We start from the raw sequence: 23,635 nt of genomic DNA on the forward strand, positions 1-23,635 counted from the left end.
GCCCACATCCCAGAGGATGGCCCACCGGTCCTGCTGCCTCCGAATAGCCCCGCAGCCTTCATGGGCACTACACGGGGATGTCGATCCGATTTCCCAACTGAATGACGCTGGGCGACGCCCAGAGTAGAATCCAAGGTCAGCAAGTGTCGTCCCCGCCAGCGCGGGGGTAGCCCGTGGGGTATGTGTGTCCCACTCCGCCAGGTCGAGTCGTCCCCGCCAGCGCGGGGGTAGCCCGAACCGAGGGCGGCGCATGCCACCCGTGCGATCGTCGTCCCCGCCAGCGCGGGGGTAGCCCCATCGCCACCCGGCCCCGCACGCACGAGCGCGTGTCGTCCCCGCGAGCGCGGGGTTAGGTCGCCATGCGTACGCACCCCGAGCCGGTCCCCAGTCGGTCCCACGAACGCAAGATCGCAACCCGGCAAGTCAGGGTTGGCTCGGGGCACAGCAACACCACCCTGCCCGCGTATGTCGTCCTCGACATACGCTCACCCTAGTGCTTAACTGCCGCCATGGCATCGATTCGCCTCACCAGACCGACACTTGAAGTACTCCAGGTACTTCTGGCGTCGACCGACGACGACCCGGCCTGGGGCCTGCGCATCTGCGAGGAAGCCGCTCTCGGGTCTGGCACGGTCTACCCAATCCTCGACCGGCTGACAGAACGTGGCTGGATCGCCAGCCAAGAGGAAGTCGTCCCCCACCCCGGGCGCCCAGCCCGCCGCTTCTACACGTTGACGGGGACTGGCCGGAAACTGGCCGAAGAAGCAGTCCGAAGCCGTCTGGGTCAGCGCGGTACGCCGTCCCCCGCCTTGGGGGCAGACGCATAATGGGACTGCGGAAGAAGGCGGAATTCCATAGCTCACCAGACCCAACCACCCCCCTGACCATCAATGTCTCGGTCGAGCCTCACGACACCGAATCTTTGCGGATTACCATGAGGGGCACAGTGGCCCGCATGGCCCGCGCCTTACCACCGGACGACTTCGTAGTCCTACTCTCAATGATGGCAGAATTTCGCCATCCGAATTGCACGATGCCCCTAAGCGGGATAGTCACAATCGTCCGCGCAATAGAAAATGGGCAAGGTCGCATCGAAGCACAGATTTGTGTCGCTGGCCTTTCAGCCGAAGTCACGAGACTTGTGCGCTACCCCGAAAATCCCCTGCATGGCCGCGATTCCCTCCACAGCGGTGTGCCGCGCCCGACCATGTGTGCCGCCTCACTAGCTGCCCGTCTGGCAGGTTCCGGGCGGCCGAACCTCAGCGAAGAGTGGGCAGCGATCCTCGCTGGCGAACCGGAGAAGGGCGTGGTTCTCTCTACCCGCCGTCAATGGACGTATGTCTGCGGGTTCCTCTGGGCGGCGCTTCGTATGCGCCTACACGATGTCCTTCAGCCAGCATGGGCACCGGTTGATTGGATACTGGCTACGCAGAGCCGATCACACGGGTTCGTATGCAGCGGCGTAGGAGCACTCGCCATCTACATCGACTGGCACGACGGGCTACATTCCTTGTTGACCGATGGCTGGGAATGGTGTGGCGCGTGTGGCACGTCGCTCGCCCTCTTGGTCCGCTGGTTGCGTCGAACGCGAGGCATCGAATTGGCCACCGCCGCACAACACAATGACCCGGAGGCCCGATAAGGTTCACCCGGCCGTTCTCCGTCATTCCGGTCCGCCGCCCGCGCGGGTCGGCCGGGAAGGGCCGACCTTCCGTCTCAGCTCAACGTCTAAACTCGATCGCGTGAACAGCGCCACGCCACGCGAGCCTGATATCGCGCCGCCGTGGCGGCCGGAGATGGGTCCGGAGCCACGCGTGCGGACTTGGCCGCCCGGGCGCCGGCCAGCCATGCGGGTCTACGCCGAGGGTGCATGGCGACGGGCCTGGGTACTCCAGCGGCAGGACTGGCCGGACGGCCGCACGGCCTACATGCTCGATGTGCTGTTGCCGTCCCGGCCGCCCATCCCGGGCGACCCCCATAGCCAGGACTACTTCGTGCGCACCTACTGGTGGGGCACCGGGTCCATGACCCCCGTCAAGCGGTCGTCGTCGTGACCAGGACCACCGCTGTCGCGTCATCGCGGTAGCCGGTCTCATCAGGCTCGGCTACTTCCACTACCGCCTCCACGAGAGCCTGCGCGTTCTCGGCATGCTCGCGGACCAGTGCCTCCAGCACCTTATGCGGGATGTGATCATGGACGCCGTCGCTCGTCAGGAGCACCAGGCGAGCATCGGTGCCGACGGTGTGCACGGTGGAGATGGAGCTGCGGCCCAGCGAGGCTCTGAGCCAGTTGTCGTGAGCCTGAGCCAGCAGCTCCACCGGCCCGCCCCCACCGCTGTTGGCCCGCAGGTACTCGCCGACGGTCTGGTCTGTGGTGAGCTGGGTGAGCGTGGTCCCGTCCCAGCCGTAGGCGCGGGCGTCTCCGGTCCACGCGATGCCCGTGCGGCGGCCGGGCTCGGCGACCGCGGCCACGGCGACCGCGTCGGGGTCGATCGGATTACGGTCGGCCGGCGCCGCGACCAGTTCAGCAGCCGCGAGGATGCCGAGGACCGGTGTCTTTCGCGGGGCGACCCGGGCGATCACCTCGGCCGCGATCTCGGCGAGGCGTGCTACGGCTGGGTTGCTGCCGATTCCGTCCACGACGGCGGCCCCGATGAGGCGGGTTCCCGGCACGCGGTGCACGGCGGCGGCGTCCGCGTTGCACGGGCGGCTGCCCTGGCGCGTGGCTGTGGCCGTGGTGACCGTCTGAGCTCTGGCAGTGGTCATGGCGAGCACAGTAGGTGCGCTCGCTGCCCGGCGTCTGCGAATCACGAAAAGGCCCCCGCCCGGTCCGCAGGGACCAGGCGGGGGCGGTACGGCTCTTCGGGCAGAGCAGGAGCGGTGCGCGGTCAGGTCTTGAGGAGTGAGGCGACGGTGGCGGCTGCGAGGATGAGCGTGGCCAGGGTCGGGATCAGCCACCGGCGCCAGTCTGCGCGCTTCTCCTCCAGCTCTCGGTGGTGAGTCTGGGTGGCGATGTGCTCCTCGACCCTGTCCATGCGTACTTCCAGTGCCTTGACCGTGACCGAGTCGGCCTTGCCGTGCAGCAGGGTCATGAGGCTGTCCAGCTTCCGGTGGAGGCCCTCGATCAGCTCCTTGACGCTGTACTGGATGGTGACGCCAGCCTCGGTCTCGCCGTGCGGGTTCTCCGGGGTCACTGGCTCCCCTCCTCCGGTACAGCGGTTGATGCGTAGCGGGTGAGAGCGCTGCGCTCGGCGAGGGTGAGCCAGCGGACAAGCGCGAGCATGGCGGGTCCGTTCTACGGGCGCGGGTCAGGAGTTCACCAGGTCTCGACGGCGTACGCGAGCCCGGTCGTGGTGGTCTGGAGCGATACCTTGACGGCGCCGGTCACATCGACGTCTACCGTGGACCCGGCTGCGGTGACCTTGACGGTGGACACGGCTCCCCAGCGGATGCCGTTGTGGACGGCGACGCGGACGGTGGCGGTCGCCGCGGGGGCGCCGAGTTGATCCATGCCCAGGTGCAGGGTCCGCTTCGGTGCGGCTTGCCAGGCGTTGCCGTGCGGCACGAGGACCACGGTCGGCTCGGAGCCGGCGGTGATGGGACCGGTGTGCCACTGGGGCATGTCGTCCTCCAGGACAGGGGTGTTGGACAGGATGGCGGCGATGGGGAAGACACCCGGGTCGCCGTGGTCGTTTTGGGGTACGTGCATGTGACCTGCGTGTCCCCGGAACGCCGACCACGCGGCGGCGTCCATGCGCACTCCGTTGTTGGCGCCGAAGGAGGCGGGGTACGGCAGCCAGCGCAGCCCGGAGGTGAGCGGAACACCGTGGGTGGTGTGGGCCCAGCGAGCGCAAGCAGCCAGATCGCGCACGGCCCAGCCGGGCAGGGCAGGCATGTACAGGTGCTGGATGCCGGCTTGGGTCCATGCCGCGTGCGTGGCGGGGTCGCAGGTACCCACGATCTCGATCTGTGCGACGTTGAGGGTGTTGGTGCCGATCAGGGCACGGTCGTGGACCAGGGCCCGGGCGCTGGTGTCGAAGGGGAAGTGCTGCCACCAGTCGAGTCGCTGTTCGCGCCAGTTGGGGACCGCGGTCAGTGTTGGCGCGATGCTGCCGCCACCGTAGTCCGGCAGCACCGTGGTCTCCGTGGAGTGCCAGATGATCGTGTTGACGCGCATCGGGTCGCCGGGGTACGCCTGCTCATACCAGTGGGAGCGGTTGGCGCCCGGGTAGAACTCGCCGCCGGGGGGCGGGCTGGTGTCCACGCCGGGCCAGTAGTCGACGACGGCGCTCTTGTCGTAGCCGTGGTAGTCGCCCAGGTACTGCTTGGCGATCGCCCCGGCCGGGATGGTCGGGTCGCCGTCGTAGGCGGCGACCCAGTAGTTCGGCTCGGTTATCCCGGCAGCCTGGAACGCCGCCCGAACGGACGGCCACTGAGAGGTGTTGCAGTAGACGGTCAGCTCGTGGTTGGGCGTGTCGGCCATGGTCTGGGTGCACCACTGCACGGCCTGCTCAGGGGTGGCGTCGCCGCTTTCCACGTCCAGCACCTGGGCCCTGGTGGTCCACCGCACCGCGATGCTGATGATGGTCGCTGCCGGGAAACGGGCCCGCAGCTCGTCGAGGTTGGCGTACCGGCCGTCCGCGTAACCGGCGACCATCGTCGCGTTGGCGGGGATGTTCGCGGGCGTCACCGCGTCGTACATGGTCCGCGGCATTGCAGGCTCTCCTAGCTGATGAGGTGGGGGACGTACAGTTGCGCGGACCAGTCGGCGTGTGAGGCAGTGTGGGCCCCGCCGGCTCCTCGGTGGTGGTACGCGCAGAGCCAGCGGAACTGGCCCGGTGAGGATTCGGCCCACTGGGCTATCTCCTCAGCGGTCGCGTCTTCGCGTACCTCGGGGAAATCCTTGTGGAGTGCTGCCGCGTCGACGGCGTTGACGACCGCGAACTCCAAGACAGAGTGGTGGAGCTCCAGGTCGCCTGCGCACTGGTCGTGCCCGGCGCGCTCGCCGACGTAGCACACTGCCCCCTGGCGGTGGTGGCGCCGGTACAGCTCGAAGGCGCGGTAGTGGGGGTCTCCTTCGCGGGGTGCATGGGCTGGGTAGTGCATGACGTACCGGTGGGTGACGGACTGGTCGTGTGCGGCGACCTGGCGGTGGGGATGGGTGGGCACGCGTCTTCTCCGACGGGCGAGGGCCCCGGTCAGCGATGCCGTCCGGGGCGGGTGCGGTGGGGTTACGGCTCGGGGTGGTCTCGCATCGACACGGCCCGGCCCAGGCGTGTGACGTCGCGCTGGAGGCGCGTCAGGCGGTTCTCGACCGAGGTGATCCAGCGGCCTGCCTTGATGGCGGCAGCCAGTACGCCGATTACGGCTGCGGTGATCGACAGACCGGTGACCACGGTCGTCATGACGGCTCCGGGCTGTGCACGGCGTCGTGCTTGGCGTGCAGGGCGGCAACCAGTTCGGTGACGCCTTCCAGTTGCTGGAGCACCGCGTCGTGGGTTTCGCGGAGGGTGGCGGCCCATCTGCGGGTCTGCTTGTCCTGCCCGGCGCCGAGGACGGCGAGGGCCACGAGCTGGATGAAGGTCTGCGCGGTCCATGTCACCGTGGGGGCGATGCCTCCGGCGAGGGCCTGCGGCAGCGAGACCAGAGCGAGCCCTGTGAACAGGTAGGCGGCCCACATGGACGACAGCGCGGCGGTGATCCAGTCGGCCAAGCGCTCGTTGAAGGCGCGGATTCGGTCCATGGCCCTCCCCGGGCATGAAGATGCCCCGTGCCGTTCGGCACGGGGCGAGAGTGATGAGGACGGAGGAACGGTGCTATTCGATGACGGAGGCGTGGATGTGCAGGTGCTCTACTGCGGCGGGAACGTCGTCTATGTCCAGGTACTCAGCTACCTGCTCAGCCATGACCACGGAGCGGTGACGGCCTCCGCTGCACGCTAGGGTCACGGTCACGGGGTCCTGGTTGCGGTTGGCGAAGCTGTACAGCTGTGCCTTGGCGGCTTCCGCGATCTGCACAGCGAGATGCGTGGCGCCCGGAGTGCTGAGGACGTGTGCGCGAACGTCCTCGGACAAACCCGTCTTGTAGCGCATGATGCGGTCGGCGTGCGGGTTGCGCAGGTGTCCGAGGTCGAAGTACAGACCGGACCGAAGCAGGCCGATCGCGTCGGGATGGCGCGTGCCGATGGACCGGACGACGACCTTCGCCGACGCGGTGTGGTGAGGGGTCATGGGTTTGAGCATTTCGGGTGCCGGGCGCGCGCGGTAGAGGGTCTTCGAAGTTTCCTGTTTCCTCTTTGCCGCGCCCCCTTTTTACGGGCCGGACGGGGCGCGCTCCGCAGGGGCGGGGACGACCCATCCGGTGGGCAGGGTAACCATGGTCCCGGGGTCGCCTGGTCGCGGTTGCGGCTTGGGGGGTGGCTCGGGTGTGCAGTCGCACTGCGGCAGATCACTCTCGTGCGGGGCGGTGCAGGTGCTTGCGTGGATCCGGGTGGCCAGGTCGAGGGTGATGGTGTGGGTCGAGCACGCGTAGACGGCCACGGTGTGGTCGGTGGCCTCGGTAAGCCCGGGGCCGATCGGCGGGGGCCGGTCGGGGTCGGCGAGTTCCAGTATCTCGGCGCGGCGCTGCGCTGCGGTGGCGTTGATCGCGGTGTGCTCCCCGGGAGTGGGGCGGCGCAGCCACTGCACCGCGGAGGGGGCGCCGCAGCGTGCGCAGGTGTGAGTCATGGGCGGCTCCTCAGCTGTGGGAGAAACGCAGGTAGAGCATGCTGGCCTGGTCGGCGGCATACTGGGTGGACAGGGTGCCGCCGGAGGACTGCCAGCCGTAGATTTCCACGTAGTCGCCCTGGTTGAGGTAGACGTCTCGCGCGGGCAGTGCCACGGCGGTGTTGTAGGTGGGGCCGGCGGGGACCTGTGCGGCGCAGCCCTGGATGGGGTTGCTGGCTCCGTTGACGCACGCGTGGGCGCCGCGCATGCCGGTGGCGTTGGCGGTGTAGACGACCGTTCCGGAAACGGTGTAGTACCCGGGTTGCTGGCAGACGTAACGGGAGGTGGAGAAGCTGGTGCTGTGGCCGCCGTAGAAGTCGATCACGTTGGTGTCCAGGTTGATGGCCGTGGTGGCGGTGTTGGCCAGGCTTTGTGTCGCTGCGCCCTGGACTCCGACGAACACCGGCGGGCCGAGGAGGAACGTGAGTCCGTTGGCGACTTGGCTGTTCCACAGGGCCCCGGTGATGAAGTTGCCCGGGGCTTGGGTGGCGATGACTGGCGGGGCGAGTCCCACAGGTCCTCCTTCCCTGTCGTTGGGCACGGGGTGTCCGGGTCAGTAGCAGAAGACCGCGGTGTCGAACCGGGCCACCTTGTCCCATGTGGCGGGGTCGTTGACGCCGGCGGGCAGCGGCTCGCACACCGTGTCACCGGCTGCGTGTGCCTTGCTCGTGGGGCCGGTCAGGACGATGGCGGCCGTGGTCCATCCGGGGCTGGTGGCGCCAACGGCTTTGACGGTGACGGTCTCGGCGGTGGGTGTGCCCAGCCCGAGGACGAGTTGCTGGCCGGCGCCCAGTTGGGCGGCGGCCGGGTTGGTGGTGTCCGTGGTGGCTGTGATCGTGATGGTGCTGGTTGGTGCGGTGGTTGCCGTGGCCAGGGTGGTGTGGAGCGATGCGAACAGGGCGTAGGGCGCCGGGTCCGCGGGTGAGCACTGGAGCCTCCAGGTGGCTTCGCCGTCGTCGCGCATGTCCACCTGGATGCGTTCGATGAAGACATCCAGGGTGATGGGGGCAGCGCCGGGTGGTCGACGGTTGATGCGGATCCGCATGCCCAGTTCCAGGCTGAGGCACACCGGCCACAGGGCGGGGTTCGCCGATGGATCGAGAACCAGCGTGCTGACGCGTGTCAGGGGGGTCTTGTAGCGGGACAGAAGGTAGTTGGCCGCGTCGAGGCATTCCAGTGGCGAGGTGGGGTCGATGCTGCGCGTCAGGGTGCGCGGGAAGTACGCGGCCTGGCTGGTGGTGTCCTGGACGGCGCAGACCTGTCCCGTGCTGGTCTGGGTGACGGTGACGAGGTTCGCCAGGTGGGTCGGGTCGTAGTCGAGCTGGCAGTCGGTGTACGGCCACTCCCCCATCTCCGCTCGTTCCCCGAACGTGTAGGCAGGGTTGATCGAGTTGTACCGGGCGGAACGGGCGCGGAACGTGATGGTTCCGGCTCGGTCAGCGAAGTGCTCACCGTTCTCCGTATCAACGACGCTCTGGAGGCACGACAGGGCGTCCTCCCCGGCGAGCCGGGCGGGGCCGATCGATGTAGTGAGCCCCGTCTGCACCTGTGCCAGGCCCTGGTAGCCGGCGTAGCTCAGGATGCGCTGGTACCGCACTCCGCTCGGTTCTCCGGCGAACGCTGTCCGCCACGCTGTGTAAATGGTGTTCATGTCGGAGGTTGACAGCGCGGTGGGGAACTCCCCGGCGAAGGCAAGGTCTCCTTGCCAGTTACCGGAGGAAAGGTAACCGTTCCCGGGGTCGGCGAACGCTCCGATGGTGTCGCTGACCAGTAGTCCGGCCGGGTTGCTGTTCGACAGCAACCCACCGGTCCAAACGGTTGTCTGACCATCGAGGTTGATGGCGAGCTGAGGTGTGGCGTTGTCCCAGGAAACAATGGCCAGGTGCCAGTTGCCGTCGGCTGCGTTCCCCGGCACGGCGTAAGCGCCTTGGGAGGTGATGCCGTTGACGTTGAGCTGGAATGCTCCGGAGGCATTGATCTGGAATGCCAGATAGGTGTGCAGGCGGGTGACGTAGACCTTGCCGATGCAGCCCCACATCGTGGATACGGACGACGGGTTGTTCGCGGCCGTGAACCGGAACGCGATCATGCGGGTCCACGAGAGGGTAGCCGGTCCGGTGATGCCGGCCTGGCCCAAGTCCAGGAAGCTGGCTCCGGCGTTGATGCTGCTCCCAGGACTCAGGTTGCTGATGTTCACGACGGTGCCGGTGGCACCGGCGAAGGTGCCCTGGGGAGACAACGCGGTGATCGAGGTACCGAAGGCCACGGTGCCGCCGCCCAGGGCTCCCTCCGCGACCGGGGCACTCGGGTTGCCGCCGAGGGCGTCGGCAGCCGCCGTTGAGGTCTGCGGGTCTCCTAGGGTGTACAGGAACCGCGCGTGGTGCTGCTGTACCTCCTCGGTGATGGTCTCCTGGAGAACGACCTGCGACAGCAACGCCATCGCATCGACGCCCGCGGGGCTGACGATGCCGTAGGTACCGGACAGCTCCCACTGCGTCGACCACCGTTCCATGTACCCGGCGTAGATCGGTTCCCAGTTGCCGGGGCACTCCCAGGGGCACACTGTCGCACCGGTGTTGAGCATCCAGTCGTCCATCTGCACGAAGCATGCGGCTGATGGTGCGGCGGCTGCCTGTACGCCTACGGACATGTAGGCCGCGTTGGCCGGTGCGGTGACGGTAGCCGACAGTGGCGTCCACCCGGCAGTTGAGGCGCCGGTCAGGGTGGTTGGGGCAACGGAGTAGGTGGTGCCAGATCCTGCGGTGACGTCCCAGAAGAAGTAGGCCGGCTGCACTGCGACAGTGGTGCCGGCTGTGATGTTCCGGACCTGGATGGTGGTGGTGTACGTCTGCCCAGGCTCGACCGCGGTCTGGCAGGTCCACATGATCCACTGGCCGGTCTTCGCTGCGGAGGTCACGCTGAACTGCATGACGGTCCCACCGCGCCAAGCCGAGGCGGTGGCGACGAAACTGCCGCCGCTGGCGTCAGTCTGGGTGAGGATCGCCGGGCCTGTCCTGCTGGAGTCGATCGGGCCGAGCTGTTGCCCGCCGAGGTCGCCTCCAGTGGCCTGCGTCTGGGTGAGGAGGTTCCGCGTCGGCGGCCACGCGGCCCGCTTCCGGTACGGCTGGTAGGGGGCGATGTGGCCGGAGTAGGGCCCGGTGCGGTTGGTTGGGTCGAGGCCCCCGTCGGGGTCGGCCAGCTCCAGCGACGCTTCGCCCGCGCGGATCTGGTCCAGCTCGTACTGGCGGCCCCGGGCGGTGGAGGTGGCGCGGCGGGTGCGGTCTGATAGGTCCACGTACCGGTCTTGCGGCAGGTCGCCACCGCGGCAGTTCCAGTACGGGCCCCACGCTTCCTCGACTCGGGGCCAGGCGGCGTTGTAGGGGGCGCCGAGGGGGGTGTTGACGTGGGAGATGACCGCGGCCATACCGGGCGGCTCGGTGTCGGTGGCCGTGACTTGGAAGTACACGCCGACGGCGGTCGCTGTCCAGGCGTAGGAGACGGTCGCCACGGAGGTCCAGGTGTAGCCGTCTGCGCTGGTGGAGAAGGTGAAGGTGCCGCTGTCCTCGGCGAGGCGCCAGTACCGGTGGGTGTCCGGGTTGTAGGTCGGCAGCGTGGCGCTGGCGGTGATGATGCCACTGCTGAGCACCTGCACGGTGAACGCACCACCGGAGGCGACCTGGGCCAGGACAGCGTTGCCGCTGCCGGCGTCCAGGCGTAGTGCGGTCTGTACGCCGCCGTTGCCGTTGGGAGCGGCAGTGAGCCGTGCCGTCACCGCGGAGTTGGTGGCGTTGTACGGGCCTGCGGCTCCCAGGTTGTTGGTGGCGCCTGCCGTGGTGGGAACGGTGACGGCCACGCAGCCCTCGGTGGGGTAGGCGGTGTACTGGCCCGGGGTGGAGGCGTTCCACACCGCAGTGTCGACAGGCACGGTGAACGGGTCTCGCAGCGTCGAGAGCAGTGGATTCGCCACCTGACCGTCCCTTCTCAGGCATCGAGTAGGTGTGGTTCGGGGTCGTCCCAGACGATGCGGGTGTACCCGCCGTGGCCGTGGACGGACTCGGCATCGGCGATGCCCCCGCCCCAGAAGACGACGGAGGGACGGGGGCCTCGCCAGCGGACGGACGCGGTTCCATCGGGCCAGAGGACGCCGTCGGCGACGCGGCCGGTGCCTGATGCTCCGGTGATGTCGGTGTCGCGTTGAAGATGGAACCGGCGGGGCTGGGTCACTTCGGGCCTCCTGAAGGTCGGGTCGCCCCGTTGCGGCGGGGGGATGGGCAGGCTTGCTGCGCTCGTGCTCGCGGTCGCTGCTCGCTGCGGAGACTGGGGACTACCGCCTGTAGGCGGGCCAGGTCTGGGAGTTCCGCGCACCCAGCCGCAGTAGCTCTGTCTGCACGGTGTCCCGCAGGTCCCGCTCGGCCAACACCGACCCACGGACGTGGATGTGGACGATGGGCTGGTTGGGGTATTCCGGCATCAGGTTGACCTGCCCGAAGCTGGCGCCGAGGGCGGGGCCGGCGTACCCGGCCGAGGTAGCCATGGCCGCCGGGCCGCCGAACGCAGCGGCGTTGCCGGCTTGCAGGGTGGCCACGGCCATGCGCCGGACCGCGTGTATCGCTGCCTGGGTGTTCTGGGTGACGCCCATGCCGACACCGGCCGGGATCCACTGGCCGACGTCCTGAGCGAAGGCACGCGACGGTGAACTGATGCCGAGGAAGTCCTTGGCTGCCTTCAAAGCATCACCGGCGAGGTTCTTCAAAGAGCGAAAAAGAGAACCGGCGGCATTCTCAACACCCTGAACAATTCCGTCTATGATGTTCGCGCCGATACTCAGGAATTTCGATCCTATATTGGATACAGCGTTCCAGGCCGACTGGAGGCCATGGCCGATGGTGTCAGCGATCCGCCCGACCGTGCCGGTGATGGTGTGCCAGGCGCTTTCGAGCGGGTTGATGATTGCGGACTTGATGCCGTTCCACACTGTGGAGGCCACCGATTTGATGCCCTGCCACTGGCCGCCGAGCCAGTGTGAAACGGAGTTCCACACCTGCTGGAGGACGTGCCAGGTGGCCTGGATCGGCTCGACGATCACGGCCTTGATCGCAGCCCACACCACAGAGGCGACGGCTTTGATCCCATCCCACAGCACCTTGAGGAATGACGACACCGCGTTCCACACCGCATGAACGACGGCCATGATCTCGGTATGGAAATGGTTCCAGATGGCCAGCAGTGCGGCGATCGGCGGCGCGAAAATCACCAGCAGCAATGGCCACCATTTTTTGAAAAATCCAACGATGGCGTTCCAGACAGTGCTGGTAACTCTGGCAACGGCGTTCCAAGCAGTCTCGATCGCATGCCAGACGGCTTCTACGGCACCGATGACGCCGTTCCAGGCAGTCACCATGGTGTGCCATACAGCCAGTGCTGCCTGTCCAACCGCGTGGAAGACCGTGTCGACGATGTTGCGGAACCAGGAGAAGTGGTTGTAGGCGTAGATCAGCCCGGCGACCAGCGCGGCGATGGCCACCACGACCAGCACGATCGGGTTGGCGTCCATGACCGCGTTGAGGACGGCCTGCGCGCCGGCCATGACTCGTGAGGCGACGGCGGCCAGTTGCTCTGAGGTGGCGAGCGCCTTGATGGCGCGGCCTGCCTCCATCAGGCCCGTTCCTGCTTCCTTCAAGCCCTTGAACGCACCGGCCACAGCGTCGATCTGCTTGACCGGGAACCTCACGATGTTCGTGGCCAGGCTCGTGATACCGGTCGCGGCCTTGATGCCGCCGATCACCGTCAGCTTGGCCGCCAGGCCGCCGAGGATGACCTCGCCGAAGGTCTTGACCAAGCCCTGGTTCTTGGCCAGGAACTCGGAGAAGCCCTTCAGAGCCGGTCCGACGACATTGGCGAGGATCCCGCCGAGTACCCGTAGCGCACCGAGCAGCGCGCCACCGACTACCGCCAGCACCGGAGCAGCTGCGGATGCTACGTTCCGCATGGCCTGCGCCGCCTGGCGGCCGAAAGCGGTGAAGTCGTTTGCAACCGCGCGAAGCTGCTGGCCGACGCGCTCCCAGCCGCTCACTTGCGGTGCCTGCTGCCCCTCCTGCCCGCCGCGCTTGCCCTGCTGTCTGGGGGCCTGGCCCGAGAACCCGGAGGTGATACCGGAGATGGCCTTCGAGAACCCCTCGACCACTGGCTTGCCGCGGGATTCCAGCAGGGTGATGAAGCGGGACACCTGTGGGATCAGCGCAGTACCGAGGCGGATCATCAGCGCGTCGAAGCCGGCGCGAAGCTGCTTGACTTGCTGCCCAAGGGACTGCTGCACGAGCGCGAACCCGAGGACCTTGTTGCCGGCCTCGGTGGTGCTCTTCCCGACGGCGGATATCGTTTCCGCAGTGGCCTTGTAGTTCTCGCCGACCGTGGCCAGCGCCGCGTTGGCACCGGGGGCAGTGCCCATCAGGCGCTTGAGCGCGGCGGCGAACTCGGTGGTGCCTTCCTTCCCGCCCTTTGCCGCTGCCTGCGACAGGTACTCCATCGCGTCCGTCAGGCCGTTGGGGCCGTGCAGCTTCTCCTTGAGGACGTCAGCGTCGACGCCGAACTGCTTGAAGGCGTCCAACATCGGGCGTGTGGGGTTCAGCAGGCTCCGTAGGGCCTGTGCCAGGTTCTGGCTGGCGCGAGTCGCCGTGAACCCGTGGTTGGTCATCTGCGCGAGCGCCGACAGCACGTCCTGGAACGAGATTCCGGCCGCGCTCGCGGCAGGCACGATGCTGGCGAAGGCGCCGGAGAACTCCTGCAGGTTCGTTTTGCCGTGAGCGACGGCGGTGATCATCTTTGAGGTGACGTCCGCTGCGGCCGACGCCTTCAGGTGGTAGTCGACCAGCACGTCCGTCAGGGCCTTGGCGACGGTCGTGGTGTCGGCGCCTTCGGCTGCCGCACCCTGGGCTGCGGCTTTGACGACGGTCAAGCCGTCAGCGGCGTGGTAGCCGGCGGCCTCGATGTAGTACATGGCCTTGGCCAGGTCGGTGGCGGAAACACCGACCTGGCCAGACATCTTCAGAAGCCCCGAGCGGACCAGATCGAGGTTCTGTTCCAGCTCACCGGCGGAGGTGACGAGCTGGGTCGTGGCGGTCTGGAACTTGCTGGCCATCCGCACCGACTCGATGCCCACACCGGCCAGGCCGATGCTGCCCCACTTGGCGACCTTCTCGAACACTGGCGCCAGGCCGAGCCACTTGGCGCCCAGCACGTCAGCGCTGGCCGCCGACTCCCCAGCGGTCGTCTTGGAGGTAGCGGCGACCTTCTCCATCGAGGCCGCTGCCACCTTGGCCGCCTCGGTGAGCCGGGCCAGTGCCGCCGCGGCTTCGTCACTGCCGGCCACGAATGCGGCTCCCACCGCGGTGGCGTCTTCGTCCAGCGACGCCATCGCCGTGGCGGTGGCCTCAGCGGAGGTGGTGACGGTCTCGGCCATGCGCTCGGCGGCGGCGGTGATCGTGGTCATCGCCTCGTCGGTGGCGACGGCCGCGGTGTCGGCTGCCTGCCCCACCGTGCGGGTCGCGCGAGCGAACCCCTGCATGCCGGTCTTGGCTGCTTGCGAAGCGTCCGCGACGGCGGACAGCGGCTCCGCTGCCGCCTGTAGGGATGCGGTGGCGGTATCCAGTCCCTCGGTGGCGAGGAGCGCAGCTTCTCCGACGGTCGTCAGCGTCTTGGCAAGCTGCTGGAGCGTCTTGAGTGCCTCGGCGGCGTTGGCGGTGAACTCGATCCCGATGGGGGGAAGCTGCGGCATGGCACACCCCCTCCGTCAGCAGGCCGGGGGCGTTCCCCAGAGGGTGTGATCAGTGCTGGTGTCACAGACCGAGAGCCGCACTCCAGGCGCGTGCGAAGATCCCGGTGATGTGGGGGTCGTGCATGGCCTCATCGGCGGTCGGCCGCAGGTAGGGCCGGGCGGGCAGGACCGCACCGTGGCCAGCAGTACCGCCGAGTTCCTGGATACGGGCGTACGCGGTGTTCGGGCCCATCACCGACGTCCAGACGCCGGTTCCCTCGCTGGTGGGCCCGGCCAGGTCGAACGAGCCGCGCAGGCGCCCGGTGACGAGCGCCGGGGGCTGCCCTGGTGGCGAGGGAGTTGGGGTGTCGGGCTGGTGGGAGTAGCGGGAGAGGTGGGCTCGGGCCCGGCCGGCGACAACGGACTGCGCCGTGCTCAGCGCTTCGCCGGTGGCCTCGTCGAGTCGGGCGGCCATCGCCGTAAGTCCGGCGATGGCCTCGGACAGGCCCGTGAACGATGACGGCACCCGGTCACCTCTGGGCCTGTTTCATCTGCTGCTCCTGGACGTAGGCTTCCACCTCGTCGTGGAGGCGGGCCAGGGCTGGCAGGCGGGCCTCCAGCCACCACGGCAGGGCGTCTACCTGCTCAGGAGTCCAGTGGTACCGCTCGGCGTACCACAGGTAGCCAGCAGCCTCCTCCTCCAGCGTCCACGGGTGAGCGCCGGGAATCGGTTCACCCCTCCACCGCGCGGCTATGCGGCGGAAGGCACGGAAGGGGATGCCGGATCGGCGTCCTCGGTGTCGACGGACGTCGGCACCAGCCCCTGGATGGCGGGCAGAACAAGGTCCATCAGCGGCTGGTCGTCCTCGATGGGCAACAGGTCCAGGGACTCCGGCGATGCGGAAGGCAAGGGGAGTTGGTAGGACCAGGCGGTGATGAGAATCGTCAGGAGCGCGTCGGCGAGTTCGTAGCCCGCCGCGACCGGTCTCGTGGTGTCGGTGACGTCGGACAGCGCGCGCTTCTTGTCGCCACGGCGCAGTTCGCGCCAGTCACGCAGTTCCACCCACGCGCCGGATGGCAGGGTGTGACGCTCAGCCATGAAGGGGCCTTCCTGGTCAGTAGGTGTTCGGCGGGACGTTGTTGGTGACGGAGACCCGGATCGGGGACATGCCGCCAGAGCCGCCCGCGTTGCTGGTGTTGAACAGGGCCTTGAACTCGTCCTGGTAGCCGACAGCGGTCTTGCTCGTTTCCGCTTCCGCCGTGGTGAACGCGGCGATTTGCATGTCGAGCTGGACCACGCAGAGGCTGGCCCCGGACAGGCCGTTGGAACTGATGATCTGCACCTGCGGCTGGGTGTTGTTCAGCATGTACAGCAGAGCTGACTCATCCGAGACCGCCCCGAAGTTCAGCTTGCCCTCGACGGACAAGCCGCCCCGCTGGATGACGTAGGGCGTCGGGACGCCGGTGGTGGTGTAGTACACCCCCAGCTCGCGCTTGATCGTCACTTCGCCGTCGGTGACGGTGTTCACCAGCGTGCCGCCGGCCGCTGGCCCGCCGATGCCGACGGTGGTTCGCCATGAGGCGATCGGCAAAGTGCTGGTCGGGTTCGCAGGCGGAAGGGTGGTCGCCGGGACCGAGGGCCAGGCGGAGCCCTTGCCGGTCCACTTGAGCAGCTCGGACTCGGCGTTGAACTGGAGGACGAGCTCGGACAGGCTGGCGCCGGGGTACTGGCGTGCGCCAGTCGTGGCCGTGGGGCCGAGGTAGTGCGTCAGAGTGTGGCTGACGGGTTGCCCGCTGCCGGAGTTCAGCAGAGACCAGGCGTAGGTGTACGGGCCGGTGACGGGCGTGACGGCCTGTGCGGAAGCGTGCTGGTACGCCAGTCCCCCGGCTGGTGAGGTGATGGGGATGGTGTAGGGGCCGGAGCCGGCCGGGGTACCGGTCGTGACGCACTCTGCTGTCGGCCCGGTACCGATCTGCACGAGCGTGCCCGCGGGGATGCTGGCGGCGGTCTGGATGCTGGTCGCCCCGGCGGCTGCTGCGGTAGCGAGTGTGGTGGCGCCGGATCCTGTCGGGGTGCCGGTGACCGCGAGGTCTCCGAGGATGTTACGGAGGAAGAACGGGAGGCTGTCGGCGTAGACGGGCCCGCCGACGTCGAACTCGGACGCCTTGACGCCTTGGATCTCGGCGAAGGCTTCGGTACCCATGGAGCCGCGCCAGGACTTGTCCTCCAGCCACTTGGGGGTGTCCTTGGGCTTGAGGCTGTCGACCAGCACGGTGAATGCGCCGGTGACGGGCTGGCCTTGGGTTGTCTCCGGCCCGATCAGCAGGTACTGCTTCGCCGGAGCGTAGGTCATGACCACGGCTGTCACTCCTCTCCGGGCAGCACGTTGTCGGCCTGCTGGTTCGGTGGGCTGGCGGTGGGTTCCCACCTGCCGTCGTCCGGGGCGCCGGCGGCCCAGTTGAAGACCGTCGCTGGAGTGGTACCGGTGGCCGGGTGAGCGGTCAGGGGGACGTCGAGGTACACGGTGGTGTAGGGGGCGGTGTAGGCGTACACCCCGGGTGCGAGCCGTCCCGGCGGCGTGGGCTTCGGGGCCGGTGGTTCGGTGGCTGGGACGGGTTCGGGCACGTCGGTGGCGGTGATGGTGGCTTCGGGGGCGGTATCCGGCGGTGACGTGTTCGCCGGCTTGGCGTCCTTCGCGGTGGGCATGGGTACCTCCCGGGAGCTGGCAGGCCGGGCAGTGCCCGGCTACGCCTGGGGAACGATTTCGCAGGCGCTGAACTGGACGGACATGAAGCTCTTGGTCAGCTCGGCGCGCGACTCCGGTTGGCCGTATTCGATACGGATGGCGGCGTTGCCGTGGGTCATGTGCTCGCCGGCCTGGAATACCGCGCTGCCGAGGGTGCGGTCTGCTCGCAGGTGCTCCAGGAGCGCGTCTTGCAGGGCGTACACGTCGTCTTGGGCGTCCTCGGCATGAGGTGTGCGGGAGCGGATGTAGCAGGCCAGTTCCACCTCGAAGTTCCGTTGCTTCTGGCCGGAGTGCTCGCCGCCGAGGGCGATGCGGAACTCCTCTTGGTGGTAGATGGTGACGATCAGCTGGCAGCCGGTACGCGTAGCGGTCGGCATGCCGTGGAAGTAGTCGGCGTGGTCGTCTCGCTTGGCGAACGCCCGGCGGACGACGCCAACCCCTTTCACCTGCGCTGTCCGGTAGGTGCGGGTAGCGGGGTCGTATGGCCCGCCGAGGTATCGGCAGATGCCGTCGAGGGCGGTTTGTACGCTCACCGGACCCGCCGGTACTTCTCGATGATGCGCTCGGCTTCGGTGACCAGGCCGGAACCGTCCTGCCGGGTGTCGCCTTGCCGGGTGCCGACGGCCATGTGGGTGTCGGGGTAGGAGTCCTCAGCCGCGGTGTCGGGGCGCAGCAGCTGGGACACGGCGTAGTTGATGACGGCCAGCCGCAGGTCGGCAGGCATGTTGGTGACGTCCTGTGCAGCGGTGTGAGCCCACTGGGTGGGGGCGGTCAGGGGCACGGCGGTGGCCACCGGCGTGGTGGGGGTGGCGCTGATCGGCGGCGGCGTCCAGCTCGGGGAGACGGTGACGTTCTCCTCGGCACCGGGCTCCCAGATCCGGTAGGTGCCCCCGGGCTGGATTCCGGTTGGGTCGGACAGCGTCAAGGTGGTGGCACCGGCCGGTGTGGTCCCGGTGGTCTGGGTGGCTACCCACCCTGCGGCGTAGGCGGCCTCCACGAATACCTCCTGCCCTGCGGCCGGGTACCCGATCTGGAGAGTGCCGGCCCAGGGGCCGGATGCACCGGCGATGGGTACGAGCAGGTTGTTGTTCTCTTCCCACACCTGTTGCCCGGCCACGGTGGTCAGTGCGGTGGGCGTGTATCCGTAGGCGATGGTCCCGGCCGCGATGTACGGCCGGTCTTGCAGGTGGATGTGCAGCCGGCCGTACCGGTCGGTGCGGGAACGGCCGCGCTGCACCACGATGTGGGCGCCCAATGGCTGCTCTGCGTAGTTGTCGGCCCATTCGGTGGCCATGAGCAGGATGTTGTACAGCTCTGCGGTCTGGTCCCCTGGGGTGGAGTCGCCGACGCGTAGGTCGTCCAGGTCCAGGTACGTCGGGTGGGCGGTGAACGCCGCGGTGGACACGTAGGGGGCCAGCGCCACCGGCGCACCTCCTCTCTGCTCGGTCATCGGTGGCGGCGGTGGTGAGGCGCCCGGGCGCGGTGGACGCGGTAGCGCGGCCCGAAGCGGCTGTTGTGCTGGCGACGACGCGGTCCGAACCTCAGCTTGAGTTGGTGGTGTCGTGGTCCGAAGTGCGTGCCGAGACGGCCGTGTCGGACGGCGCGGTGCTGATGACGGCCATGCTCCCGAGGGCTGCGGGTGGCCGTGCGGCGGCGTTGGATACTGCCGTGGCCGTGCCGTAGGTGTCGGTGCTTGGTATGGCGTTCGTTGTGCTGCTTGTGCCTCAAGTGGTGGCGACGACGCCAGTTGTGTCGACTACGGGGCTTTATGCGGGGTTTGTGCCTCGGGTGGTGGTGGCGGCGCGTGTGCCTGGCGTGGATGTGCTTCGACCGCTTACGGTGCTGAGGGCGGCGGAGGCGGGCACGCCGCTGTGCATGGCGTTTGTGCTTGAGGTGGTAGTGGCGGTGGTCATGGCTGCCGCGTCGGTGGTGCCACGACACCTGATCACGTCCGCTCGGCGGCCAGCCAAGCTCCGGGGGCAAAGAGCGCGATCGTCTGCTCGTCGCGGCCGTCACCACGGGACAGCACGAGGGTGCCCGAGTCGTCTACGTCCAGGTCATCGGCGGCGTACTCACGCCGCGGCTCACGGGCGTTGGGGGTCTGCACGATGACCGGCATTACGCCTCCCCTCGCACGCGTACCCACTGGGAATGGGCGCAGCCGATGACGCCGACGCCTTCTGGGGGCCCAGCGGGAAGGCAGATCTGGCAGAAGGAGTGGGTGGGCTCCCCGCCGACCTGCACCCATCGGTCGGGCGCCGGTGCGGCAAGGGTCTGCTCAGCAGCAGCGGGCTCGGAAGCGGCTGGGTCGATCGTGGCAGCGAGGGGGGTCGTCGTCTCGGGTTCGTTCGGGTTGGCGGATTCAAGGATGGGGGTCTTGCGTGTGCGCGGCGGCATCATGCCTCCCGGGTGCAGGTACCGCCGCAGCGGCTACAGGTCTTCAGGTAGGCGGCAAACCCGCATTCGGGGCAGCGGTAGCCGCCTGAGCGGGTCCGGCCGCCGATGTTCACCGTGAAGGCGCCCATCGCGCGCAGTGCACGTGCGTGGCGCGGGTTGTCCACATCCACGATGCGACCCGTGTAGCGGGTGACGCGGCCGGTCCGGGCGCCTGCGACTTCGATACCGGTCACCGCGCCGTCGGGCATGGCCAGGCGTGCCACAGGTCCTCCTTCCGGAGTGAGGGGGCAGAGGGAACTGCGTGGGCCCCGGCGCTGGCCGGGCCCGGGGCCCACCAGCCGGTCAGGGCTGGCCCGCGTAGCTGATGCCGGAGATGCAGCCGTTCCAGGCTGGGGCGTAGCACACGAAGGTGCCGTACCAGTAGCTCGACGACTCGTAGGCGAACTGCGTGACGGGCCAGTCGATCCCCATGAAGTCCTGGACGTTGAAGACCTGCCAGACGTTGCTGACCTGGGTGTCGGGGATGGGCAGGGTGTCCGACAGGATCGGCGCGACGCCCTGCGGCATCCACGGGTGCACTTCCATCTCGACGCGCTTGCCGGTGACCTCGTTGATCACGGCTACGGCCACGTCGCCGAGGGTGACCCCGGTGATCTCGTCCTGGGTGATGCGCATCTGGTAGTTGGTGTTGGACCCGGACTTCAAGGTGTCCGACAAGGTCTTGCGGTCGGCGCCGTTGAACAGGACCCGGTCGGGGTCGGCCTTCACGGAGTTGTACAGCGACACGAAGGCGTTCTGGAGCTCGATGCCCGGGTTGGTGCTGCTCCAGGCTCCGTTGATCTTGGCGTTGTAGCCGGACTGCGGGCCCATGCACCACGGGAGGATGCCGTCATACCCGGCCTGGTAGGCGGAGGTGTCGCCGGTCGGAACGAGCTTGCCGGAGGTGGGCAGAGCCCCTTGGAGGACAATCTGCCCGGCGGCGTTGAGCCCGGGCACGCGCAGCATGAAATGCCGTGCGGTGTCACCGGGGTCGGTGGTGCCGGTGGACACGTACACGTTGTAGCCGAGGGCCTGCGCTGAGTCGGTGAGCTGGAGGATCACGTTCTGTCCGGCCGCCACCGCCACCGACACCGCGGCGGTCGGCGCGGATTCACCGAAGGCGCCCGCGTCCGCGGTTACCTTGACGTAGATGGTGGGCGTGGAGCCCTGGGCGCCGGTCAGTGCGGTCTGGCCGGCAGCCGGAGTCTGCGCAGTCGCGGTCAGGCCGGTGGGGGCGGGCATGGCGCCGGCGAATCCCGTCTGGGTGCCGCGGCCCATCAGCAGCATGCGCTCCTCCATCAGCATGGAGGCGTACAGCAGGCTGGTGCGGGACAGTTGGCGGATGTCCTGGTACCCCTGGCCGGCGTACTGGGCGGACCAGGTCACCTCGTCCGACATGCTGAACTGGCTGTAGGCGAAGGTCTGGTCGTACCCGGCGTAGGAAATCTTCGGGCCACGGGCGTAGTACAGGGCGTTGCTCGACCCGGACGGGGCGAAGTTGTTCTGGGTGGTGTCCTGGATGCCGGGGTGGATGTTACCGACGCCGCCGGTACCGGTACCGGTGTACCCGGAGATCACCTTGATCCGGTGCGAGGTGCCGATGCCCCTGCCGCGCGGGATGCGGTTACGCAGCGGCGTCGGCCGGGGCGCGAGGAGCTTGGCCGGGGCCTCAAGGTCGAAGGCGACCAGACCGGTGGGCAGGGGGCTGGTCAGGTTGAGGTCCTTGACCAGATCCGGGGTCTGTGCCTTGAGGGCGTCCAGGGTCTCCTGTACGGAAGCCAGGGCGTCCGGTGACAGGTTCTTGGCGATGTCCGGGGTGATGGCCTTGGTCAGTGCCTCGTACGCGGTGGTCGGCTGGCTGCCCTGGAAGTTGATCGCCTGGCCTGCGCCGAAGCTGGTGACGATCTCTTCCTTGCTCAAGGCTCTGGTCGGGGCCGCGTCGATCGACTTCATCAGCTCGTCGAAGCGGATCGATACCTCGGCGTCCGACAGGCGCGCGGCATCGGGAGTGCCGCCGAACATGATCTCGGTGTTCGAAGGCAGAGCCACAGCTCTGCTCCTTTCAGCAGGCCGCCCCGCCGCAGCGGGGCGAAGAGGGAAGGTCTGGGCGGATGGGCCGACGGCTCAGGCAGCGGCCTTGTTCAGCAGGTCCCGAGCGCGGGCGCGGTAACCGTTGGCGAGAACGGAGTTGGGCGGCATGGAGTCGGCCTTGCGCAGCAGTTCCTCGGCCTGGGTGCGTAGCGCCGCGGCGTCGCTGGCTACCGCTGCGGCCTGCTGTCCCGCGGTGCGGGTCAGCACGGGGCCGCCGGGCATCGGCAGCTGCTTGATGGCTTCCAGGTCGCCGGTGGCCTTCGCCAGGTCCGCCTCCAGCGCCTGTGCGCTCTGTCGGGCGGCCTTGGCCTCTGCCAGGGCGGTCTTGACCATGTCGGTGATGTCGGCTTTGGTGACGGGCTCCGGCTCGGAGGCCGGAGCAGGAGGAGTGTCGGGGAGCAGCTCGGCCAGGGCGGCGTTGACCGCCTCGCGGATGCCGGCCTCGATGTCAGCGCGTGTCATCAGCGTGCGATCTGCGGCGGGCTCCGGGTCCGGGGCGCCCTCGGTGGTTTCGTCCGGAGGTTCGGTGGCAGACGGCTCGACTGGTGTGGTGGTCGGCTCGTCTGCCTTGGGAGTATGCGGCTGATCGGTCAGGTTCATGGTCTCGCCGGTCTGCTCGGATTCCTCCGAGCATTTGAACCACCGGAGGGCCCGTACCGCGTCGAGGAGGGTGGCGATGTCGTACGCCTCGTTGAGGTTGCCCATGGCCAGGCTCTCGGCCTCGCTGACGATGAGCTTGGCGATCAGGGCGATCGCCTGCTCGGCGCCGGAGATGTCGCCGGACTCCTCCTCGCCGCCCTCGGACTCGTCACCGTCGTCGGCCTTGGCCAATTCGGGGACGAGACTGCGCACGTCTCGCAAGATCGTCTCTGCTGTCTCCGCGAGCTGTTCGTGTGGGCTGGTGTCGGCCTTCGTGGTATCGGGGTCGGCCTTGAGGCTGCCGTCGGGGTTCCAGTTCTCGGGCACCATGCCCTCCAGTCCAAGGGCCTTGGCCCGGGTGATGATGTGCTTCCTGATGGCGTCGTGGTCGCTTCCACCCCGGCCGACCGCGCGGATCGCCTTGCGCAGCTCGGCCTTGGAGCGGATGGGGTAGGAGCCGTCGGACATGGCTGCGCCGGACGCGGCTGCTTGGCGGCGCCCAGCGGCGGACAGGTCGGCTTTGGCCGCCTCAGGGTGCACGGAGACGTTGACGATCAGCGGCGTCGCGGACTCGTCGGTCTTGACCACCTCTGCACCGATGCGGGCGCCTGTGCCCGCCAGCGTCGCCAGCGCGTCCTTGACGGGCGCAGCGAGCCGGTTGTACAGCTCCGCCGGGATCCCGTAGGTGTCCGACCGGGTGATGACCTGGGCGTCCTCCACCGGGGCCAGGCCACCGCCGGCTTCGTCGGCCTTGGCCAGCTCGAACAGACACTCCGGATTGGCCGGCCGGTCAACGACGGACACCTCGATGACTTCGCCGCCGGTGATCAGACCGTTGGGTGCATCGGTTTTGCCCATCTCCACGACGGGGTTCTTGATACCGACGCTGAAGCCCCGCAGCACCTTGGCTTCCACTTTCTTGACCGCCACCGGGTCCACGATGTGCGCGGCGATGTGGTGGGCGCCGTCGTCGCCTTTCGACAGGCCCACACCGACGCCTACCGCGCGTTTGGCGTCGTGCTGTTCGCGGACGGCGCCGCCTTCGGCCATCCAGCGGGGCATCGCGGTGTCGAGCCATGCGCTGTCGAGGCGCTGCTGGTCGCGGTCGAGGGCGCTGGTGGCGGCCGGTCCGTAGACGATGAGCGTCCCGTCATCGCGTCTCTCGGCCTTGGTGATGGGTGCCCAGACGTAGCTGACGGACATAC

The 23,635-nt window shown here is 68.3% G+C and carries 24 protein-coding genes; 2 read left to right on the forward strand and 22 right to left on the reverse strand.

Translation table 11 applies throughout. The features are described from left to right. Positions 1-509 precede the first annotated feature (509 nt). Positions 510-827 carry a PadR family transcriptional regulator gene (locus tag SCATT_RS35920; protein ID WP_014141314.1) on the forward strand — a complete coding sequence of 106 codons (318 nt, stop codon included), beginning with the start codon at positions 510-512 and terminating at the stop codon, positions 825-827. A gap of 1,020 nt (positions 828-1,847) precedes the next feature. After that, complete coding sequence (locus tag SCATT_RS02455) at positions 1,848-2,054, forward strand: hypothetical protein (protein WP_014627360.1); 207 nt, start codon at positions 1,848-1,850, stop codon at positions 2,052-2,054. Here the strand turns inward: SCATT_RS02455 and SCATT_RS02460 are convergent. The 22 genes from SCATT_RS02460 to SCATT_RS02560 all read right to left on the reverse strand — a co-directional run bounded on the left by SCATT_RS02460 (position 2,035) and on the right by SCATT_RS02560 (position 23,633). After that, positions 2,035-2,766 carry a protein phosphatase 2C domain-containing protein gene (locus SCATT_RS02460; RefSeq protein WP_014141317.1) on the reverse strand — a complete coding sequence of 244 codons (732 nt, stop codon included), beginning with the start codon at positions 2,764-2,766 and terminating at the stop codon, positions 2,035-2,037. The genes SCATT_RS02455 and SCATT_RS02460 overlap by 20 nt on opposite strands. 122 nt (positions 2,767-2,888) lie before the next feature. Further along, complete coding sequence (locus tag SCATT_RS02465) at positions 2,889-3,194, reverse strand: hypothetical protein (RefSeq protein ID WP_014141318.1); 306 nt, start codon at positions 3,192-3,194, stop codon at positions 2,889-2,891. A 122-nt stretch (positions 3,195-3,316) separates the two neighbouring features. Continuing rightward, complete coding sequence (locus SCATT_RS02470; protein WP_014141319.1) at positions 3,317-4,714, reverse strand: hypothetical protein; 1,398 nt, start codon at positions 4,712-4,714, stop codon at positions 3,317-3,319. An 11-nt stretch (positions 4,715-4,725) separates the two neighbouring features. Further along, a complete protein-coding gene (locus SCATT_RS02475; protein ID WP_014141320.1) occupies positions 4,726-5,169 on the reverse strand; it encodes a hypothetical protein in 444 nt (147 codons plus the stop codon). 62 nt (positions 5,170-5,231) lie between these two features. Next, on the reverse strand, positions 5,232-5,405 hold the full coding sequence (locus SCATT_RS38875; RefSeq protein ID WP_014141321.1) for a hypothetical protein: 174 nt from the start codon (positions 5,403-5,405) through the stop codon (positions 5,232-5,234). Then, the gene (locus SCATT_RS02480) at positions 5,402-5,743 is read right to left on the reverse strand and encodes a hypothetical protein (protein ID WP_014141322.1); all 342 of its coding nucleotides are present in this window, start codon (positions 5,741-5,743) and stop codon (positions 5,402-5,404) included. The genes SCATT_RS38875 and SCATT_RS02480 overlap by 4 nt, the downstream gene beginning before the upstream one ends. A gap of 73 nt (positions 5,744-5,816) precedes the next feature. Then, positions 5,817-6,230 carry a RapZ C-terminal domain-containing protein gene (locus SCATT_RS02485; protein WP_014141323.1) on the reverse strand — a complete coding sequence of 138 codons (414 nt, stop codon included), beginning with the start codon at positions 6,228-6,230 and terminating at the stop codon, positions 5,817-5,819. An 81-nt stretch (positions 6,231-6,311) separates the two neighbouring features. Then, the gene (locus tag SCATT_RS02490) at positions 6,312-6,725 is read right to left on the reverse strand and encodes a hypothetical protein (RefSeq protein ID WP_014141324.1); all 414 of its coding nucleotides are present in this window, start codon (positions 6,723-6,725) and stop codon (positions 6,312-6,314) included. Positions 6,726-6,735: 10 nt separating this feature from the next. Further along, on the reverse strand, positions 6,736-7,278 hold the full coding sequence (locus SCATT_RS02495) for a hypothetical protein (RefSeq protein WP_014141325.1): 543 nt from the start codon (positions 7,276-7,278) through the stop codon (positions 6,736-6,738). Between the two features lie 39 nt (positions 7,279-7,317). Further along, entirely contained in the window at positions 7,318-10,617 is a 3,300-nt protein-coding gene (locus SCATT_RS02500) for a hypothetical protein (protein ID WP_231905026.1), read from the reverse strand. A gap of 128 nt (positions 10,618-10,745) precedes the next feature. After that, positions 10,746-10,988 (reverse strand): hypothetical protein, encoded by a 243-nt coding sequence (locus SCATT_RS02505; protein WP_014627364.1) that lies wholly within the window; start codon positions 10,986-10,988, stop codon positions 10,746-10,748. 100 nt (positions 10,989-11,088) lie between these two features. Beyond that, a complete protein-coding gene (locus SCATT_RS02510) occupies positions 11,089-14,538 on the reverse strand; it encodes a phage tail tape measure protein (RefSeq protein ID WP_014141328.1) in 3,450 nt (1,149 codons plus the stop codon). A 61-nt stretch (positions 14,539-14,599) separates the two neighbouring features. Next, a complete protein-coding gene (locus SCATT_RS02515; RefSeq protein ID WP_014141329.1) occupies positions 14,600-15,043 on the reverse strand; it encodes a phage virion morphogenesis protein in 444 nt (147 codons plus the stop codon). A gap of 225 nt (positions 15,044-15,268) precedes the next feature. Then, positions 15,269-15,616, reverse strand: coding sequence for a hypothetical protein (locus SCATT_RS02520; RefSeq protein ID WP_014141330.1), 348 nt, complete (start codon positions 15,614-15,616; stop codon positions 15,269-15,271). 16 nt (positions 15,617-15,632) lie between these two features. Next, positions 15,633-16,871 carry a phage tail tube protein gene (locus SCATT_RS02525; protein WP_106433157.1) on the reverse strand — a complete coding sequence of 413 codons (1,239 nt, stop codon included), beginning with the start codon at positions 16,869-16,871 and terminating at the stop codon, positions 15,633-15,635. A gap of 11 nt (positions 16,872-16,882) precedes the next feature. Further along, positions 16,883-17,224: a hypothetical protein gene (locus SCATT_RS02530; RefSeq protein ID WP_014141332.1), complete on the reverse strand. Its 342-nt coding sequence runs from the start codon at positions 17,222-17,224 to the stop codon at positions 16,883-16,885. 39 nt (positions 17,225-17,263) lie between these two features. Then, on the reverse strand, positions 17,264-17,710 hold the full coding sequence (locus SCATT_RS02535; protein ID WP_014627366.1) for a hypothetical protein: 447 nt from the start codon (positions 17,708-17,710) through the stop codon (positions 17,264-17,266). 83 nt (positions 17,711-17,793) lie between these two features. Continuing rightward, complete coding sequence (locus SCATT_RS02540) at positions 17,794-18,714, reverse strand: hypothetical protein (RefSeq protein WP_202446592.1); 921 nt, start codon at positions 18,712-18,714, stop codon at positions 17,794-17,796. Between the two features lie 495 nt (positions 18,715-19,209). After that, on the reverse strand, positions 19,210-19,383 hold the full coding sequence (locus SCATT_RS38435) for a hypothetical protein (RefSeq protein WP_014627368.1): 174 nt from the start codon (positions 19,381-19,383) through the stop codon (positions 19,210-19,212). Between the two features lie 277 nt (positions 19,384-19,660). Then, positions 19,661-19,924 carry a hypothetical protein gene (locus SCATT_RS02550; RefSeq protein WP_014141337.1) on the reverse strand — a complete coding sequence of 88 codons (264 nt, stop codon included), beginning with the start codon at positions 19,922-19,924 and terminating at the stop codon, positions 19,661-19,663. A gap of 79 nt (positions 19,925-20,003) precedes the next feature. After that, entirely contained in the window at positions 20,004-21,749 is a 1,746-nt protein-coding gene (locus SCATT_RS02555; protein ID WP_014141338.1) for a hypothetical protein, read from the reverse strand. A gap of 75 nt (positions 21,750-21,824) precedes the next feature. Further along, positions 21,825-23,633 (reverse strand): hypothetical protein, encoded by a 1,809-nt coding sequence (locus tag SCATT_RS02560; protein WP_014141339.1) that lies wholly within the window; start codon positions 23,631-23,633, stop codon positions 21,825-21,827. Between the last annotated feature and the right edge of the window lie 2 nt (positions 23,634-23,635).

It is taken from the genome of Streptantibioticus cattleyicolor NRRL 8057 = DSM 46488 (genome assembly GCF_000240165.1).
GTDB lineage: Bacteria > Actinomycetota > Actinomycetes > Streptomycetales > Streptomycetaceae > Streptantibioticus > Streptantibioticus cattleyicolor.

What these genes read in the sequence shown, in the direction of transcription:
- SCATT_RS38435 (WP_014627368.1), bottom strand. Translation starts at nt 19,383, where the DNA reads ATGCCGGTCATCGTGCAGACCCCCAACGCCCGTGAGCCGCGGCGTGAG.
- SCATT_RS02510 (WP_014141328.1), bottom strand. Translation starts at nt 14,538, where the DNA reads ATGCCGCAGCTTCCCCCCATCGGGATCGAGTTCACCGCCAACGCCGCC.
- SCATT_RS38875 (WP_014141321.1), bottom strand. Translation starts at nt 5,405, where the DNA reads ATGACGACCGTGGTCACCGGTCTGTCGATCACCGCAGCCGTAATCGGC.
- SCATT_RS02455 (WP_014627360.1), top strand. Translation starts at nt 1,848, where the DNA reads ATGCGGGTCTACGCCGAGGGTGCATGGCGACGGGCCTGGGTACTCCAG.
- SCATT_RS02470 (WP_014141319.1), bottom strand. Translation starts at nt 4,714, where the DNA reads ATGCCGCGGACCATGTACGACGCGGTGACGCCCGCGAACATCCCCGCC.
- SCATT_RS35920 (WP_014141314.1), top strand. Translation starts at nt 510, where the DNA reads ATGGCATCGATTCGCCTCACCAGACCGACACTTGAAGTACTCCAGGTA.
- SCATT_RS02485 (WP_014141323.1), bottom strand. Translation starts at nt 6,230, where the DNA reads ATGACCCCTCACCACACCGCGTCGGCGAAGGTCGTCGTCCGGTCCATC.
- SCATT_RS02480 (WP_014141322.1), bottom strand. Translation starts at nt 5,743, where the DNA reads ATGGACCGAATCCGCGCCTTCAACGAGCGCTTGGCCGACTGGATCACC.
- SCATT_RS02560 (WP_014141339.1), bottom strand. Translation starts at nt 23,633, where the DNA reads ATGTCCGTCAGCTACGTCTGGGCACCCATCACCAAGGCCGAGAGACGC.
- SCATT_RS02460 (WP_014141317.1), bottom strand. Translation starts at nt 2,766, where the DNA reads ATGACCACTGCCAGAGCTCAGACGGTCACCACGGCCACAGCCACGCGC.
- SCATT_RS02520 (WP_014141330.1), bottom strand. Translation starts at nt 15,616, where the DNA reads ATGGCTGAGCGTCACACCCTGCCATCCGGCGCGTGGGTGGAACTGCGT.
- SCATT_RS02530 (WP_014141332.1), bottom strand. Translation starts at nt 17,224, where the DNA reads ATGCCCACCGCGAAGGACGCCAAGCCGGCGAACACGTCACCGCCGGAT.
- SCATT_RS02490 (WP_014141324.1), bottom strand. Translation starts at nt 6,725, where the DNA reads ATGACTCACACCTGCGCACGCTGCGGCGCCCCCTCCGCGGTGCAGTGG.
- SCATT_RS02525 (WP_106433157.1), bottom strand. Translation starts at nt 16,871, where the DNA reads ATGACCTACGCTCCGGCGAAGCAGTACCTGCTGATCGGGCCGGAGACA.
- SCATT_RS02540 (WP_202446592.1), bottom strand. Translation starts at nt 18,714, where the DNA reads ATGACCGAGCAGAGAGGAGGTGCGCCGGTGGCGCTGGCCCCCTACGTG.